General features: G+C 43.5%; 16 protein-coding genes. 13 read left to right on the top strand and 3 right to left on the bottom strand.

Going from position 1 to position 17,093, the window contains the following annotated elements:
* Window positions 1-8 precede the first annotated feature (8 nt).
* Entirely contained in the window at window positions 9-1,205 is a 1,197-nt protein-coding gene (gene cls / locus NSQ52_RS17635) for a cardiolipin synthase (RefSeq protein ID WP_019743242.1), read from the bottom strand.
* Between the two features lie 143 nt (window positions 1,206-1,348).
* On the opposite strand from cls, the gene NSQ52_RS17630 reads away from it, so the two are divergent.
* The 6 genes from NSQ52_RS17630 (at window position 1,349) to NSQ52_RS17605 (ending at window position 8,233) form a co-directional block, all read left to right on the top strand.
* Window positions 1,349-3,460 carry a heterodisulfide reductase-related iron-sulfur binding cluster gene (locus NSQ52_RS17630; RefSeq protein ID WP_024718768.1) on the top strand — a complete coding sequence of 704 codons (2,112 nt, stop codon included), beginning with the start codon at window positions 1,349-1,351 and terminating at the stop codon, window positions 3,458-3,460.
* Between the two features lie 103 nt (window positions 3,461-3,563).
* A complete protein-coding gene (locus NSQ52_RS17625; protein WP_277519082.1) occupies window positions 3,564-4,739 on the top strand; it encodes an acetyl-CoA C-acetyltransferase in 1,176 nt (391 codons plus the stop codon).
* A 19-nt stretch (window positions 4,740-4,758) separates the two neighbouring features.
* A complete protein-coding gene (locus NSQ52_RS17620; RefSeq protein ID WP_007497692.1) occupies window positions 4,759-5,622 on the top strand; it encodes a 3-hydroxybutyryl-CoA dehydrogenase in 864 nt (287 codons plus the stop codon).
* Between the two features lie 11 nt (window positions 5,623-5,633).
* Window positions 5,634-6,746 (top strand): acyl-CoA dehydrogenase family protein, encoded by a 1,113-nt coding sequence (locus tag NSQ52_RS17615; protein WP_342473670.1) that lies wholly within the window; start codon window positions 5,634-5,636, stop codon window positions 6,744-6,746.
* 16 nt (window positions 6,747-6,762) lie between these two features.
* Entirely contained in the window at window positions 6,763-7,905 is a 1,143-nt protein-coding gene (locus NSQ52_RS17610; protein ID WP_342473669.1) for an acyl-CoA dehydrogenase, read from the top strand.
* 130 nt (window positions 7,906-8,035) lie between these two features.
* The gene (locus tag NSQ52_RS17605) at window positions 8,036-8,233 is read left to right on the top strand and encodes a hypothetical protein (RefSeq protein ID WP_159145190.1); all 198 of its coding nucleotides are present in this window, start codon (window positions 8,036-8,038) and stop codon (window positions 8,231-8,233) included.
* A 13-nt stretch (window positions 8,234-8,246) separates the two neighbouring features.
* Here NSQ52_RS17605 and NSQ52_RS17600 read toward each other — a convergent pair whose 3' ends face one another.
* Window positions 8,247-8,726, bottom strand: coding sequence for a DUF2798 domain-containing protein (locus tag NSQ52_RS17600; RefSeq protein ID WP_338704447.1), 480 nt, complete (start codon window positions 8,724-8,726; stop codon window positions 8,247-8,249).
* Between the two features lie 371 nt (window positions 8,727-9,097).
* On the opposite strand from NSQ52_RS17600, the gene rpoE reads away from it, so the two are divergent.
* A complete protein-coding gene (gene rpoE / locus NSQ52_RS17595; protein WP_017360054.1) occupies window positions 9,098-9,634 on the top strand; it encodes a DNA-directed RNA polymerase subunit delta in 537 nt (178 codons plus the stop codon).
* A 238-nt stretch (window positions 9,635-9,872) separates the two neighbouring features.
* Window positions 9,873-11,480, top strand: coding sequence for a CTP synthase (glutamine hydrolyzing) (gene pyrG, locus NSQ52_RS17590; RefSeq protein WP_017360053.1), 1,608 nt, complete (start codon window positions 9,873-9,875; stop codon window positions 11,478-11,480).
* 41 nt (window positions 11,481-11,521) lie between these two features.
* Here the strand turns inward: pyrG and NSQ52_RS17585 are convergent, their stop codons facing one another.
* Window positions 11,522-12,052, bottom strand: a complete 531-nt coding sequence (locus tag NSQ52_RS17585; protein WP_008343445.1) for a DUF2529 domain-containing protein — start codon at window positions 12,050-12,052, stop codon at window positions 11,522-11,524.
* 180 nt (window positions 12,053-12,232) lie between these two features.
* Here NSQ52_RS17585 and NSQ52_RS17580 point away from each other — a divergent pair, with 180 nt between their 5' ends.
* The 5 genes from NSQ52_RS17580 to glpX all read left to right on the top strand — a co-directional run bounded on the left by NSQ52_RS17580 (window position 12,233) and on the right by glpX (window position 16,927).
* The gene (locus NSQ52_RS17580; protein WP_003214681.1) at window positions 12,233-12,607 is read left to right on the top strand and encodes a response regulator; all 375 of its coding nucleotides are present in this window, start codon (window positions 12,233-12,235) and stop codon (window positions 12,605-12,607) included.
* A 178-nt stretch (window positions 12,608-12,785) separates the two neighbouring features.
* Complete coding sequence (locus NSQ52_RS17575) at window positions 12,786-13,643, top strand: class II fructose-bisphosphate aldolase (RefSeq protein ID WP_007497678.1); 858 nt, start codon at window positions 12,786-12,788, stop codon at window positions 13,641-13,643.
* Window positions 13,644-13,754: 111 nt separating this feature from the next.
* Entirely contained in the window at window positions 13,755-14,393 is a 639-nt protein-coding gene (fsa, locus tag NSQ52_RS17570; RefSeq protein ID WP_003215343.1) for a fructose-6-phosphate aldolase, read from the top strand.
* A gap of 246 nt (window positions 14,394-14,639) precedes the next feature.
* Complete coding sequence (locus tag NSQ52_RS17565; RefSeq protein ID WP_342473666.1) at window positions 14,640-15,929, top strand: UDP-N-acetylglucosamine 1-carboxyvinyltransferase; 1,290 nt, start codon at window positions 14,640-14,642, stop codon at window positions 15,927-15,929.
* A 32-nt stretch (window positions 15,930-15,961) separates the two neighbouring features.
* Window positions 15,962-16,927 carry a class II fructose-bisphosphatase gene (gene glpX, locus NSQ52_RS17560; RefSeq protein ID WP_007497670.1) on the top strand — a complete coding sequence of 322 codons (966 nt, stop codon included), beginning with the start codon at window positions 15,962-15,964 and terminating at the stop codon, window positions 16,925-16,927.
* Window positions 16,928-17,093 lie beyond the last annotated feature (166 nt).

Raw genomic sequence — 17,093 nt, 5'->3', positions numbered from 1 at the left:
CAACTCCTTTATAAAAAATACGAGAACAGGGCGCCTATCCACTCAATTGGACGCGTGAGAAGTGGGCGTTGTTTGTATTTTTCTTCAGTCATCAGTTCTGACACTTCCATGTGTTCACGAATCTTTTCCTCTACATGTGCGGTGAAGGCGGGATCATCAATGGCCACATCCACTTCTTCGTTGAAAAACAAACTTCGTTTATCAAAGTTCGCTGTACTGATCATACAGCGGCTATGATCGATGAGAATGGCTTTCGCATGATAAAACCCTTTATAAAAACGATACACAAGACATCCAGCAGCAATCAGATCTTTCAAATAATGAAATCCAGCTTCTTTCACAAGCGGGTGATCTGCCTTCATTGGGATGATGATGTCGACAGTCACGCCTCGCTTCCGTGCGTCAAGAAGGGCGCTTAGAAGAGGAGCGGATGGAATAAAATAGGGCGTGCAGATGGTGATTTGCTTTTTCGCCTGTTGAATATCGTGAAGAAATAAGGCTTCTAAAGAAAAACCTGCCGTCGCACGTGTAGTGCACTGTAATGTTCCCGGTTCCAGTGTAGGGAAAACCTCGTATTGCAGCTGGTGAATACCAGATGACCGGTACAAATCATTCAGAAACACATGCTGGAGGTCTGCGACAACCTGTCCTGTCATGCGCAGATGATAGTCTTTCCAAATGCCAAACCTGCCGTTTTTCCCTACATATTCATCGCCGATATTAAACCCGCCAATGTAGCCGATCTTCCCATCGATCACCGTGATCTTCCGGTGATTTCTCATGTTCAAGCGATAAATGAAAAAAGGAAAACGTGGTTTGTTTAAAAAGTAAAATTGAATGCCGCTTTTTTCGAGCATCTGAATGGATGTTTGATCAAATGGATAGGAGCCTAACCGATCAGTGAGCAAAAAAACCGAAACACCTTGCTCTGCTTTCGCTTTAAGTGCTTGCAGAATCCTTTGCCCAATCTTGTCGTTCTTTACAATAAAGAACATCATATGAATAGAAGAAGAGGCTTGCTGTATATCCGTAAGCAGCTGATCAAACAGTGGTTCGCCATCATGATAAAAAACTGCATCGCCGCTTGTTTGGTCAAAAGACCGTTCAAAAGCATGGGTAGAAAAATATTTTCTCCCTATATAAAGATCTAGCCTGACGAGTAGAACAATGACGAAGACGACGAGTAGAATGATCCATGCGATCATGAAGGTTCCTCCTTTTTTACATATGACGATAGTGTACCCAAATGGGCAAAAAATATTGACTGAATACTCATTCATTATTTATGATAGAGGTACAACATGGAAACGGAACAAAGTGGGTCTTGGGGAATGAAAGGGGGAGCAAGATGAATAGCCTTTTAATTGTTAACTTGATTGCATTTGCGGCAGTGACCGCTTACGCTGTGTATTTGTTTATTTATCTCATTCGAACACGAGCCGCGTATATTCGTCTTGGCAAAAAAGAAGAATTTCAGAAAGACATGAAAAAACGCTTAGAACGTGTTTGGGTGAATGTGTTTGGTCAAAAGAAACTGCTGAAGGACAAGAAGAGCGGCATCATTCATGTGCTGTTTTTCTATGGATTTATTTTAGTGCAGTTCGGAGCCCTTGATTTTATTATGAAGGGACTTGTTCCAGACAGCGGGCTTCCATTAGGTCCGCTTTACGGTGTCTTTACATTCTTCCAAGAGGTAGTCACACTTCTCATTTTAGTGGCGGTGGTTTGGGCATTCCATAGAAGATATGTCGAGAAGTTAGTCCGTTTAAAAAGGGGCTTTAAGTCAGGGCTTGTCCTTTTGTTTATTGGCGGATTGATGCTGACCGTATTACTGGGAAACGGAATGAACATCATTTGGCATGGGCACTCACTATCAGCAACTGAGCCAATTGCTTCCGGCATTGCTTTCTTGCTGGGCTGGCTGTCACCACTTGCGGCAACAATTGTGTTCTATGTCGCATGGTGGGTGCATCTTCTTATTTTACTGACGTTCTTAGTGTACGTCCCGCAGTCTAAGCACGCCCATCTCATCGCTGGCCCGGTCAACGTATTTGTCAGCAGATTGGACCCGCCAGGCAAACTGCAAAAAATTGATTTTGAAGATGAAACACAAGAAACGTTCGGCGTTGGGAAAATTGAAGATTTCCGTCAATCTCAGCTGATCGATCTTTACGCTTGTGTGGAATGTGGGCGCTGTACGAATATGTGCCCGGCGACAGGGACGGGGAAAATGCTGTCTCCAATGGATTTAATTTTACGATTAAGAGATCATTTAACAAATAAAGGGGCTGCCATTACTTCAAAGACACCGTGGGTTCCGCAGCTTGCTTTCAAACAGACGACAGGAAATCAGCTGGCATTACAGGCAAGGGGAGCTGGAGCGGAAGAATCTGCGGCGAGCGCAATGTATCATCCTTCTCTCATTGGTGAGGTCATTACAGAAGAAGAAATCTGGGCATGCACGACATGCCGAAACTGTGAAGATCAGTGTCCTGTCATGAACGAACACGTCGACAAAATCATTGATATGCGCAGATACTTAGTACTGACAGAAGGAAAAATGGATGCAGATGCACAGCGTGCGATGACAAGCATCGAGCGACAAGGGAACCCATGGGGATTGAATCGAAAAGAAAGAGAAAACTGGCGTGATCTAAGAGAAGATGTGCACGTACCGACAGTGAAAGAACTGAAAAAAGCAGATCAAACCTTCGACTATTTATTCTGGGTTGGATCGATGGGGGCATATGACAATAGAAGCCAAAAGATTGCTCTTGCCTTTGCAAAACTGCTCAATGAAGCAGGGGTTTCTTTTGCCATCCTAGGCAATAAAGAGAAAAACTCAGGTGATACACCGAGAAGACTTGGGAATGAATTTTTGTTCCAAGAGCTTGCTGCAAAAAACATCGAAGAATTCCAAAAAAATGACGTAACCAAAATCGTCACGATCGATCCGCATGCTTACAATTTATTTAAAAATGAATACCCAGACTTTGGACTTGAGGCTGAGGTGTATCATCATACAGAATTGCTGGCAGAGCTAGTAAAAGAGGGGAAATTAACGCCTATTCATGAAGTGAACGAAGTCATTACTTTCCACGATTCTTGCTACCTAGGCAGATATAACGAGGTCTATGATCCGCCAAGAGATATTTTAAAAGCCATTCCTGGTGTGACACTGAAAGAAATGGAACGGAATCGTGAATCGGGGATGTGCTGTGGTGCCGGCGGTGGCTTAATGTGGATGGAAGAAGAGACAGGTACTCGAATTAACACAGCGAGGACGGAGCAGGCCTTACAGGTACAGCCGTCCATCATCAGCTCAGGGTGCCCATATTGTTTAACCATGCTTGGGGATGGGACGAAAGCGAAGGAAGTAGAAGAGCAGGTCGGCACATTTGATGTCGCAGAACTTCTTGAAAAATCAGTGTTTGGCGAAACGAGAACGCAGGCTTCATAAAGGTGTCAGGCCGATGGATCGACTGTTCATCGGCCAGTGGACACCGATATTTTATGAACTGTCTAGCATTTATGTAAGCGGTAACAAATAGGAGGGGAAAGAAATGAGCACGACGGTCATTGTATCTGGGGCGAGAACACCATTTGGAAAACTAGGTGGAACTTTAAGTCGTTTGACTGCTGCAGAATTAGGCGGGATGACGATAAAAGCTGCGCTGGAAAGAGCCTCAAATGTTCATGAAGTGGATGAAGTCATCATGGGCAGTGTCCTTCAAGGAGGACAAGGTCAAATTCCTTCAAGACAGGCAGCTAGACATGCAGATCTCCCTTGGTCGGTTCCGACGCAAACCATCAACAAAGTCTGTGCTTCAGGAATGCGCAGTGTCACGACAGCCGATCAAATCATTCGAGCGGGAGATGCCAATGTGATCGTGGCAGGCGGCATGGAATCCATGTCCCATGCTCCTTATCTTCTGAAAAAAGCACGATGGGGTTACAAAATGGGAGATGGTGCTGTACAAGATGCCATGATTTTAGATGGATTAACCTGTTCGTTTACAGGTGTTCATATGGGTGAGTATGGAAGCATGGCGGCGAAAGAGCTTGGCATTACACGAGAAGAACAAGACCTTTGGGCGTTAAGAAGTCATGAACGAGCCATTGAGGCGCAAAAAAGCGGCTTTTTTAAAAATGAGATCATTCCCGTTACCGTCAAGAATCAAAAAGGAGATCAGCTGATTTCAGAAGATGAAGCCCCGCGGCGTGATACGTCATATGAACGTTTGTCAAAACTGATGCCCGTTTTCGATCAGGCAGGTACGATCACTGCTGGCAATGCACCGGGTGTCAATGATGGTGCAAGTGCGCTTCTATTAATGAAAGACACATATGCCATGCAGCAAGGTGAAAAACCTCTGGCAGTTGTGCTTGGGCATGCGCAAGTAGCAGTAGAGGCAAAGGACTTTCCGAAAACACCAGCTTATGCCATCGAAAAAGTGTTAAAGAAAACAGGGAAGCGAGTAGAGGATATCGATTTGTTTGAAATCAATGAGGCTTTTTCAGCGGTTGCATTGGCATGCGAAAAAATTCTTGGACTGGATCGGCGGAAAATGAATGTGAACGGAGGGGCAGTCGCGATTGGTCACCCGATTGGAGCAAGCGGAACACGTATTATATTGACCTTGATCCATGCACTCAGACAAAGAGGCGGCGGGATCGGCATTGCGGCGATTTGCAGCGGCGGGGGTCAAGGTGATGCGATCATGATCAAGGTGGATTAAAAGGGAGGCGTTCATTGTCATGAGTATAGAAGAGACCGTCATGGTCGTTGGGGCTGGGCAAATGGGCTCGGGTATTGCCCAAGTATTTGCACAGTCAGGTTATACCGTCCTGCTCCATGATACGGAAGAGGAGCAGATTCATCGAGCCATTTCCTCTATGACCAAACAACTGACGAAACGAGCAGAAAAAGGAAAGCTGGCACATCAGGCAGTCCGTGATATTACACAGCGACTGGCTGTTTCAACAGATTTAAAGGATGTGCAGCAGACGCATTTAGTGATTGAAGCCGCATCTGAACAAATGAAGATCAAAAAACAAATCTTTGAAACCCTCGATCAATTTGCACCTGATGACACGATATTTGCGACAAATACGTCTTCCTTGTCGATCACAGAATTAGCAGCCGTGACGAAACGGCCTGAGAAAGTGATTGGCATGCATTTTATGAATCCAGTTCCCGTGATGAAACTTGTGGAAGTAATCCGTGCGCTACAAACGGATGATGCCACGTACCAATTTGTTTTTGACACCGCAAAGACATTAGACAAAACCCCAATAGAAGTGGAAGACTTCCCTGGGTTTGTGTCAAACCGTATTTTGATGCCGATGATCAATGAAGCCATTTATACCCTTTATGAAGGCGTGGCAGATGTAGAAAGTATTGACGGCATCATGACGCTTGGAATGAACCATCCAATGGGCCCGCTTCGTCTCGCCGACCTCATCGGGCTCGATACTTGTTTATTTATTATGAATACCCTTCACGAGGGTCTTGGAGATAGCAAATATCGACCTTGTCCTCTTTTGAAAAAATACGTGAACGCAGGCTGGCTGGGCAAAAAGACAAAGAGAGGTTTTTACACTTACCACGACCACTCATAGGGGGAGTCAAGATGGATGTGTTGCTGACAGAAAAACAACGTCTTTGGAGAAAACGAGTAGCAGAATTTGCACGCCAGCATGTATTCCCTGAAATAGAAGCGATGGAACAGGGCGTGTTCCCGAAAACGCTTTTAGCTGAAATGGGTCGGCAAGGCTTTTTAGGCATTCCGATCCCAGATAAGTATCATGGATTAGGGGCAGATTTCACAACCTATATCATGGCGATTCATGAATTTTCCAAAGTAAGTGCAACCATCGGTGTCATTGTATCCGTTCATACATCCGTTGTGACGATGCCGATTTTGGCGTTTGGAACGACTGAACAAAAAGAATCCTACGTTCCCAAGCTTGCGTCCGGGCAGAAGCTGGGCGCCTTTTGTCTAACTGAACCGAAGGCAGGATCAGATGCCTCTAGTATTCAGTTGAAAGCAGAGCGGGCAGACGATCACTATGTGTTAAATGGAACGAAAATTTTTATCACAAGCGGCGGTGAAGCGGAAGTCTATCTTGTATTTGCGGTGACAGACCCTGCTTCTGCTAAGAAAAATATATCAGCGTTCATTGTGGAGAAGGGGACACCAGGATTTACGATCGGAAAAGATGAGAAGAAAATGGGCCTGCATGGATCAAAAACAGTCACACTTCATTTTGACGGTGTTCGAATTCCAAAAAAACAGCTGCTCGGCGCAGAAGGAGAAGGCTTTCGGATTGCCATGTCTAGCTTAAATGCGGGGAGAATTGGCATTGCGGCTCAAAGCCTTGGTATTGCAGAAGCCGCATTAGCTGAGGCGGTCACGTATTTAAAGCAGCATCCAGCTGGCCTTGAAACGACCATTCGGTTGGGCGATCTGGGCACCAAGCTGGAAGCGGCAAAACTTCTTGTCTATCAAGCGGCTTCTTATAAAGAGGCCAATCGCCCTGTCACGAAGGAAGCGTCGATGGCGAAGTTATTTGCATCTAAAACAGCGGTTGATATTAGTACTGAAGTCATCCATTTGCTTGGTCTAGCCGGTTACACGAAGCAATACCGAGCAGAGCGGTACTTTCGTGATGCGAAAATTTGTGAGATTTATGAAGGAACAAGTGAAATACAAAGGATGGTTATTTGTAAACAGCTAATATGAAGTGAGGTGGCTCATGATGCAGTTCCAATTAAGTGACGAACACGAAATGATACAAAAAATGGTGAGAGACTTTGCGAAAAATGAAGTGGAGCCAACAGCAGCAGAGCGAGATGAAACAGAATCGTATGATCCCGCTATTTTTCGTCAAATGGCGGAGCTTGGTTTAACGGGAATCCCTTGGCCAGAAGAAAATGGGGGGATTGGTAGTGATTATTTGGCCTATGTCATAGCGGTTGAAGAGCTCTCACGAGTGTGCGCCTCAACAGGCGTCACCCTATCTGCTCACACATCACTCGCCTCATGGCCAATCTATACATTCGGAACAGATGAGCAAAAGGAGACGTATTTAAAGCCGCTTGCAGAAGGACAGAAGATCGGCGCATACGCACTGACCGAGAGCGGCTCGGGTTCAGATGCCGGCGGAATGAAAACAACAGCAGTAAAAGCAGGGAATGAATACGTCTTGAACGGGGCAAAGATTTTTATTACCAATGGAGGCATTGCGGATTATTATATTGTGTTTGCTGTTACTGACCAGGATGCTTCATCGCGCAATACAACCGCTTTTATTGTAGAAAAAGAGACGCAAGGCTTCTCAATCGGCAAAAAAGAAAGCAAACTGGGCATCCGCTCATCGCCAACGACAGAAATCATCTTTGAAGACTGTCGTATACCCGAAAGGAACCGGCTTGGTCAAGAAGGCGAAGGTTTTAAGATAGCGATGATGACACTTGACGGCGGCAGAAACGGTATTGCCGCACAAGCTGTTGGCATTGCTCAAGGTGCTCTGGATGCAGCAGTCAATTATGCAAAGGAGCGTAAACAATTCGGCAAACCAATCATTCAGCAGCAAGGCATTGCTTTTAAGTTAGCGGATATGGCAACGGCAATTGAGGCCTCAAGACTGCTCACCTATCAGGCAGCATGGCTTGAAACGAAAGGGCTTCCGTATGGGAAAGAATCAGCTATGTCAAAGCTCTTTGCCGGTGATACAGCCATGAAGGTGACGACAGAAGCCGTACAAATCTTCGGCGGATACGGCTATACAAAGGATTACCCAGTCGAACGATACATGCGTGAGGCGAAAATCACTCAAATCTATGAAGGTACACAAGAAATCCAGCGGCTGGTCATCTCACGGAAACTGCTAGATATGTAGAAACCAAGAAAGACCACCTGATATGAGGTGGTCTGTTTTTGTGTGAAATGTGAAATCTCTCCAATATGATCTCATATCACCTGATCACTATGGTAAAATTGGGAAAAGAACCAAAATGGAGGTTATCATGATGAACACAACATTTATTGGCATTTTAGGAATCGTCACGATGATCATATGGATTATGGTCTCCACAGAGCTTTCAAAGTCTCCAAAAAGGAAGGAAGAAAAAGAAAACAGCCGCAGAAAACTCATTGTACTCGTGTCTGCGGGCACTTTATTCACCGTACCTTTGGTTTTTTCACTCATTCAGAATATCCAGGTGTAACATATCCATTCGACTAAACTGCTGCTGTCTGTTTTAATTTCACCCATTTGAAAAAAACAAAACGGACAAGCGGTCCCATAATCAACATTTGCAAAGGGAACGCCAGCATGACATTATGACCGAAAATCGTTAAGTAATCAGATAGAATCGATTGTGTTTGAAATCCTGTGCTGATGCTTTGCACGACATATCCGCATAAAGACATGAGACACACCATCCCAAACACGATAAAGATAGAAAGAGTGAGAATAAAATAGATTTTCTTGCCTTTTGGGGCAAAACGGTTGGCTGCTTTTTTTGCTGAAGGCCCAATAATACACATCTCAATCAACAACGTGATGGCAAAACCGATCACATAGGTGAGTACACCTTCTAACCATGTCATATGTCCAAGCCGTCCATTTAGAAATAGGTTATAAAAGAACATCACTGAAAACATACAAAAACACATCAAGACACCAAATTGTATATCTTCTTTTTTTGTCATTGGCAATTCGATCAACCTCTCAAAATTAGTCTATTTATTATAGATTTCTGTTTCAATTCGTCGTAAGTGAACATTTTGTGAAGGAATAAATCCCCTTTTTTAAGAAGAGTAAATGGCTTTGTATTCATCAAAAGATAAGACAAAAAAGCATGCAAAACGTGTGCTCCACACATGAATTATGCCAATTCGGCGCAAATGATTGACCGCTAGAGGCTCCTCTTGTGAAAAAATCAAAAATTAACATCAATAAAGGTGGCATAAACTCCCCTAATTTGTTTATAATGAGAGGTATGGTTTGTCGTAAGAATAAGGTATAAATACTTATTATTTCACTGATAAATGGATACATACATGTAATAGAAAGGGAGTGTCTGACCTTGAGTTTGAAAGAATACTCACAGGAACAGCTCAAACAAATGTCTTTAGTTGAACTTGCTTATGAAATTTTCAGAGACAGCAAAACGCCGATTACGTTTTCCGAGTTAATAGATGAAATGGTCCGTTTGCAAGGGATACAAAAATCTGATCTTGATGATCGACTTGCTCAATTTTATACAGACTTAAATATAGATGGCCGCTTTATTTCGTTAGGTGATCAGAGATGGGGACTTCGCAGCTGGTATCCAGTTGATCAAATCGAAGAAGAAGTTCAGCCAGCTGTGAAAACAAAAGCGAAAAAGAAAAAAACAAAAGCTGCTGTCGTTGAAGAAGACTTCGATGATATTGAAGAGGAAGAAGAAATCGACGAGCTTGAAGAAGATCTTGATCTTGTTGAAGACGACGAGGACCTTGACCTAGACGATGAAGAAATCGATGAAGAGATAGAAGAGTTCGACGAAGATGATGATGAAGATGATGACGGCTTAACGGAAATTGATGAAGATGATTTAGACGATGATGAGGAAGACAAATAACCCTCACAAACCGGTCCTGAAAACAGGACAAAACCGTCTTGACTTTCCAGAGCGAACTATGTAGTATGTATTTTGGGCTCTCTAAAAAAGAGTACGTAAAGATACGTTCATTTACGCTCCCTTTCATTTATTTGAAAGGGAGCTTTCTTATTTTTCAAGAGATTTAGGGATACACTCTAAAAGGATGAAGCTGTGCATGTCTAGTCATGCAAGGGTAAAAAAGAGAGGAGCATACGAAATGACAAAGTATATTTTTGTAACAGGAGGAGTTGTTTCCTCACTTGGAAAAGGGATCACGGCTGCATCGTTAGGCCGCCTTCTGAAAAATAGAGGGATGGATGTCACCATTCAAAAGTTTGATCCATATATCAACGTAGATCCAGGGACAATGAGTCCATACCAGCACGGTGAGGTATTTGTCACAGACGACGGTGCTGAAACAGATCTTGACTTAGGTCACTACGAGCGCTTCATTGATATTAACTTGAATAAATACAGCAACGTCACAACTGGTAAAATCTATTCTACAGTCCTGAAAAAAGAGCGCCGCGGCGACTATTTAGGTGGAACCGTACAGGTCATTCCCCATATTACAAATGAAATCAAAGACCGTGTGTACCGTGCAGGGAAAGAAACGGGTGCAGATGTGGTCATTACAGAAATCGGTGGAACAGTTGGAGATATCGAATCCCTTCCATTCCTAGAAGCGATTCGTCAAATGAAGAGTGACATCGGCCGTGAAAACGTGATGTACATTCATTGTACCCTTGTTCCTTACATCCGTGCTGCAGGCGAACTGAAAACAAAACCAACACAGCATAGTGTAAAAGAACTTCGTAGTCTAGGTATTCAGCCAAACGTCATTGTGGTCAGAACTGAAATGCCATTGGCACAAGACATGAAGGACAAAATTGCGCTATTCTGTGATATTGATACGAAAGCAGTCATCGAATGTCAGGATGCAGATACCCTTTATTCGATTCCGCTTGATTTACAAAAGCAAGGATTAGACAAGCTTGTATGTGAGCACATGAAGCTTGACTGTCAAGATGCGGACATGACGGAGTGGACGGCGCTTGTTGATAAAGTGCAAAACCTTTCAAAACAAGTCACAATTGGTCTTGTAGGGAAATATGTTGAGCTGCAAGATGCATACATTTCTGTCGTTGAATCACTTCGTCATGCGGGCTATGCATTTGATGCGGATGTTCAAATCAAATGGATCAACGCAGAAGAAGTCACAGCGGAAAATATGGCTGATTTCGCTCAAGATGTAGACGGCATTATTGTTCCTGGAGGCTTCGGAGACCGCGGAGTAGAAGGGAAAATCATTGCAACACAATATGCGCGCGAAAACAAAGTGCCATTCTTCGGAATTTGTTTAGGTATGCAAGTCGCATCTATCGAATATGCGAGAAACGTACTAGGTTTAGAGGGAGCACATTCCGCTGAAATTGATCCAGAAACAGCATTCCCAATCATCGACCTTCTTCCAGAACAGAAGGATGTTGATGACTTAGGTGGAACACTTCGCCTCGGCCTATACCCTTGTAAATTAAACGAAGACTCAAAAGCATTTGCTGCATACAATGACGAAGTCGTGTACGAACGCCACCGTCATCGCTATGAGTTTAATAACGAATTCAGACAGCAAATGGAAGCAGCAGGTTTTGTCTTCTCTGGTACAAGCCCAGACGGACGCCTTGTTGAAATCATTGAACTGAAGGATCACCCATGGTTCCTTGCTTCTCAGTTCCATCCAGAATTCATTTCAAGACCGACAAGACCACAGCCGTTATTTAGAGATTTCGTTGGTGCTTCACTACAGGCATCTGAATCAAAATAAAACAAAAAACTGCCGAGAATATCATCTTCTCGGCAGTTTTTTTATTCATATTCCTCAACGATTTCTTTCACAGTAAACGATAGAGCATGGTAGACATATAAGCAGGTCATCAATGCAGGATAGCCGAACCTTGTTCCATCTTCAGCAGGCACAAGTGGTTTTTTGAGCTGAAAATCAATGTGGACATCACAATGCTCTTCAATGAATGATGTCTCCTTTTGTGCAGGACCGACCCCAACAATAGGTGTACCTTGTTCGTGAAGCTCTTTGACAAGGGATTGAATCTCTTGATCTTCTGGATCTGAATAAAATAAAAGCACCCTGTCACTTGGATGAAGTAAGCTGCGCTCCTTTTGATCCAGCGGCAGAACCTTCGCACCCGGAAACGGCTCCTTGCTCTCAGATGCCTCTAAGGCTACAGCCGCCAGTTCATTCTTGCCATGAAAATACACGGCATGTCCACTGACAACGGCCTGAGCAAGAAGGCGTGCACCGTCTTCAATCGCTTCGGCCTGCTTATCTCCAATACGTGAAAAAATACCTGATAATTGGGTAGTGAAAATTTTTAACAAGACTCATTTCCTCCTTCTGTCAGATCATTTTATAATAGAATATAAAGAGAATATTAGGAAAAATGCTCAGAAAATGTCGTAAAGTAAACTATTATAATTAAAGGAAATGTGAAAATCAAACAGAATTATTTAACAACAGCTCTTTTTATGGCGAAAAATGAAAGCAATGGGGTGTAACAGATGAATGAGAAAATTTTAATTGTCGATGATCAGTACGGTATTAGAATATTGCTGAATGAAGTGTTTCATAAAGAAGGCTATCAAACCTTTCAAGCCGCTAACGGACTACAGGCATTAGATATTGTGAAAAACCATAGACCAAACCTCGTCCTGCTTGATATGAAGATTCCCGGAATGGATGGCATTGAGATTTTAAAACGCATGAAATTAATTGATGAAGACATCCGCGTGATCATTATGACAGCTTATGGCGAACTAGATATGATTCAAGAGTCTAAAGAGCTCGGTGCATTAACGCATTTTGCTAAACCATTTGATATTGATGAAATCCGTGATGCAGTCAAAGAATACTTGCCGCTCGAAACAAATGGCTAGATGGAAATGATTGAATCAAGTCATTCTGTTGCCGATTTGTCGAATAATTGGTATTCTAGATAAGAAGAAGAAAGCGATCTGACTTTGAAAGTTTACATATGGCGAGAAATTCTGGTCATGCTAGGGTGGAGAGCTTTTTTTAGTAAGCAAATTAGCTACATAGGGAGGATTTTTCATCATGCCTTTAGTTTCAATGACAGAAATGTTGAAAGACGCAAAGGAAAAAGGTTACGCTGTTGGACAGTTTAACTTAAATAACTTAGAATTCACGCAAGCGATTTTACAAGCTGCTGAAGAAGAGAAATCTCCAGTTATCTTAGGAGTATCTGAAGGAGCAGGACGCTACATGGGCGGCTTCAAAACAGTTGTCGCAATGGTAAAAGCGTTAATCGAAGAATATAATGTAACAGTTCCTGTTGCGATTCATTTAGATCACGGTTCAAGTTTTGAATCTTGTGCAAAAGCTATTCATGCAGGATTTACTTCTGTGATGATTGATGCTTCTCACCATCCATTTGATGAGAACGTAGCGACAACTGCAAAAGTGGTTGAGCTTGCACATTTCCACGGTGTATCTGTAGAAGCTGAGCTTGGAACTGTTGGTGGACAAGAAGACGACGTCATCGCTGAGGGCGTTATTTATGCTGATCCAAAAGAGTGCCAAGAGCTTGTAGAACGTACTGGTATTGACTGCCTTGCGCCTGCACTAGGTTCAGTTCATGGTCCATACAAAGGTGAACCAAACCTTGGTTTCGCTGAAATGGAAGAAATTGGTAAAACAACTGGACTTCCACTTGTTCTTCACGGCGGAACAGGTATCCCAACTGCTGACATCAAGCGTGCGATTTCACTTGGTACAGCAAAAATCAATGTAAACACTGAAAACCAAATTGCTTCTGCGAAAGCAGTTCGCGAAACACTTGCTGCAAAAACAGAAGAGTATGATCCACGTAAATATCTTGGACCAGCTCGTGACGCAATTAAAGCGACTGTTATCGGCAAAATGCGTGAATTTGGTTCTTCTAACCAAGCATAATTTGATGAGAACCGAAAGCCGCCTGAGTCACAGGCGGTTTTCTCCATATCTTGAGAAAGCGCAATCAAATTTACATTTCAGACAATTTATTGATAGGAGAGTGGCACAGTTATGTTATTTTTCGTAGACACAGCGAATATCGCAGACATCAAAGAGGCACACGAGCTTGGCATTTTAGCAGGCGTGACAACAAACCCTAGTTTAGTAGCGAAAGAAAAGGACGTATCGTTCCACGACCGCCTTCGTGAAATCACTGACGTGGTATCAGGTTCAGTTAGTGCGGAAGTCATTTCTCTCAAAGCAGAAGAAATGATCGAAGAAGGAAAAGAGCTGGCTGCTATTGCACCAAATATCACAGTGAAAATTCCAATGACAACAGACGGTCTTAAAGCGGTCAAAGCGTTAACTGACCTTGGAATTAAAACAAACGTCACGTTGATTTTTAGTGCAAACCAGGCACTTCTTGCAGCTAGAGCTGGTGCGACGTATGTCTCTCCATTCCTCGGCCGCTTAGATGACATTGGCCAAAATGGTCTTGATCTCATTAGTGAAGTGAAAACCATTTTTGATGTTCATGGATTAGATACACAAATCATTGCTGCATCCATTCGTCACCCGCAACATGTGACAGAAGCTGCGCTTAGAGGTGCTCATATCGGCACAATGCCGCTGAAAGTCATCAAGCAGCTGACAAAACACCCATTAACGGATGCAGGCATTGAGCAATTTTTAGCAGACTGGAATAAATAAGTGATTGTGGCAGACGGATACGCATCCGTTTGCCGCAGTTTTCCTTAAATACGCTAAGAAATGTTTTGTGCAAAGAAGAGAACATCACAGCCTCGCAAAGCTTCGATTATTTTTCTTCCGACAAATTTCGTTTAACCTGTATTCTTTCTCTTGATATTGGCTAAATTTTGGACAAGACCTTTTAAAGCGCGACATCCACAAACAGTATAACTCCAACAGTGATCTTCTTTAAGAAGGGAGACAAATATGGAAAAGTTAAACATTGCCGGCGGTGACCCCTTGCGCGGGACCGTACATATTAGTGGTGCGAAAAATAGTGCTGTGGCACTGATTCCTGCCACGATTCTCGCTGATTCTCCAGTAACCATTGAAGGCCTTCCGCATATTTCAGATATTGACACAATACGAGATCTGTTAGAAGAGATTGGCGGAAAGGTCACGTTTGAAAAAGGTGAGATGGTTGTCAATCCTGCTTCCATGATCAGTATGCCGCTTCCTAATGGGAAAGTGAAGAAACTACGGGCATCCTATTATTTAATGGGTGCTATGCTCGGTAGATTCAAGCAGGCTGTCATTGGATTGCCAGGGGGATGTCACTTAGGACCTAGACCGATCGATCAGCATATCAAAGGCTTTGAAGCACTTGGAGCCGAGGTGACAAACGAACAGGGTGCGATTTATTTGCGCGCTGAAAAATTAGTCGGAGCCCGTATTTATCTTGATGTTGTCAGTGTAGGTGCGACCATCAACATCATGCTGGCAGCCGTGCTGGCTGAAGGGAAAACAGTGATTGAAAATGCCGCAAAAGAACCCGAAATTATTGATGTAGCGACACTGCTTGCAAGCATGGGAGCTAAAATCAAAGGTGCGGGGACGGATGTGATTCGGATCGAAGGTGTGGAATCTCTCCATGGTTGCAGGCATTCCATCATCCCTGACCGCATAGAAGCAGGTACATTTTTAATTGCAGGTGCAGCGATGGGGGATGAAGTTGTGCTTGATAATGTGATCCCAACTCATTTAGAATCAATTACGGCGAAACTTAGAGAGATGGGATTCACAATTGAAACAAGCAACGATCAAATGCTGATCGTTGGCAGAAATGAAGGACTCAAGCCTGTCGATATCAAAACCCTTGTGTATCCGGGCTTTCCGACCGATCTTCAACAGCCGATGACGGCTTTGTTAACAAAGGCGAAAGGCACGAGTGTCGTGACAGATACCATTTACTCTGCCCGCTTTAAACACATTGACGAATTGCGTCGAATGGGTGCTAATATGAAGGTGGAAGGAAGATCTGCCATTATTACAGGTCAAACGCAGCTTCAAGGTGCAAAGGTCAAAGCAAGTGATCTGCGAGCAGGTGCTTGTCTCGTTGTTGCAGGGTTAATGGCAGACGGTGTGACCGAAATCACAGGGCTTGAACATATAGACAGAGGATATAGTATGCTTGAGGAGAAGCTTGAAGGCTTGGGTGCAACCATCTGGCGTGAAAAGCTGAATGACCAAGAAATAGAAGAACTTCAAAATTCATAAGGCTTTGACTGTGAGAGGAGATTTGGACAAAAATGGAAAGAAGTTTATCGATGGAACTAGTACGGGTGACAGAAGCAGCTGCATTAAAATCTGCTCGTTGGATGGGTAGAGGTTTAAAAGACGAAGCGGATGATGCTGCAACAAGTGCCATGCGTGATGTATTTGATACGATTCCGATGAAGGGAACTGTGGTCATCGGCGAGGGAGAAATGGACGAAGCGCCAATGCTTTATATTGGGGAAAAGCTTGGAAACGGATATGGACCTCGCGTGGATGTCGCTGTTGATCCATTGGAAGGAACAAATATTGTGGCAAGCGGCGGCTGGAATGCTTTAGCTGTTATCGCTGTTGCAGATCATGGCAACTTGCTGAATGCACCTGATATGTACATGGATAAGATCGCAGTAGGTCCAGAAGCGGTAGGCTGCATCGACATTGAAGCGCCTGTCATTGACAATCTTCGTGCTGTTGCAAAAGCAAAAAACAAAGATATTGAAGATGTTGTTGCGACAATTTTAAACAGAGAGCGACATGAAAAGATCATTGCTGAGCTGAGAGAAGCTGGTGCAAGAATCAAGCTGATCGATGATGGTGACGTTGCAGGAGCCATTAATACAGCATTTGATCACACAGGTGTTGATATTCTATTTGGTTCAGGTGGAGCGCCTGAAGGTGTCCTTTCTGCTGTTGCGTTAAAAGCACTTGGTGGAGAAATCCACGGTAAGCTTCTTCCACAAAGTGAAGAAGAGCTGAGACGCTGTGAGAAAATGGGACTGGATGTTGGAAAAGTCCTCAGAATGGAAGACCTCGTGAAAGGCGATGACGCCATTTTTGCAGCGACAGGTGTAACAGATGGCGAGTTATTAAAAGGTGTTCAATTTAAAGGCTCTGTTGGAACAACACATAGTGTTGTCATGCGTGCGAAATCAGGTACTGTTCGATTCGTCGATGGCAGACACAGTTTAAAGAAAAAACCGAATCTTGTCATTCGTCCGTAATCTGAAAGCGGGTATTCTTTACCCGCTTTTCATATAGGTGTCAAATATATATCATTTTCTTTTTAAAGTTGAATATTCCCTGCAAATGAGGTAAAACTAAAGAGTGCTGCGAAATTTTCTGCGAATTTACTTCTTTTAAGCTTCAACAAGTTTAAATACTGCCGCA

Origin of the sequence: Bacillus sp. FSL W8-1141 (genome assembly GCF_038593205.1) — a bacterium.
Taxonomy (GTDB): domain Bacteria; phylum Bacillota; class Bacilli; order Bacillales; family Bacillaceae; genus Bacillus; species Bacillus altitudinis.
This window is presented reverse-complemented; position numbering and strand designations above follow the sequence as displayed.